At 68.1% G+C, this 605-nt stretch carries 1 protein-coding gene; it reads right to left on the reverse strand.

Annotated features, from left to right (window positions below; all coding sequences use genetic code 11):
• A partial coding sequence (locus AC3WOH_RS34855) for a HAMP domain-containing protein (protein WP_492233897.1) occupies positions 1-605 on the reverse strand: 605 nt, incomplete at both ends.

A 605-nucleotide genomic window follows, 5' to 3' on the forward strand; every position in this document is an offset into this window, starting at 1 on the left:
TTGCCCTCGGTGCCCACCTCGCGCGCCACGCGCGTCACCTCGCTGGCAAAGCCGTTGAGCTGGTCCACCATGGTGTTCAGGGTGTTCTTGAGCTCCAGGATCTCGCCCTTCACGTCCACCGTGATCTTCTTGGAGAGGTCGCCATTGGCCACCGCCGTCGCCACGTTGGCGATGTTGCGCACCTGGGCCGTGAGGTTGCTGGCCATGGAGTTGACGTTGTCCGTGAGGTCCTTCCAGGTGCCGGCCACGCCCGGCACCTGGGCCTGGCCGCCCAGCGCCCCTTCGGTGCCCACCTCGCGCGCCACGCGGCTCACTTCGCCGGCAAAGCCGTTGAGCTGGTCCACCATGGTGTTGATGGTGTTCTTGAGCTCCAGGATTTCGCCGCGCACGTCGGCCGTGATCTTCTTGGACAGGTCGCCGCGCGCCACGGCGGTGGTCACCTCGGCGATGTTGCGCACCTGGCCCGTGAGGTTGCTGGCCATGAAGTTCACGTTGTCGGTCAGGTCCTTCCAGGTGCCGGCCACGCCCGGCACGGCGGCCTGGCCGCCGAGCTTGCCCTCGGTGCCCACCTCGCGCGCCACGCGCGTCACCTCGCTGGCAAAGCC

The organism is Acidovorax sp. FW305-C-20-28 (assembly GCF_058783375.1).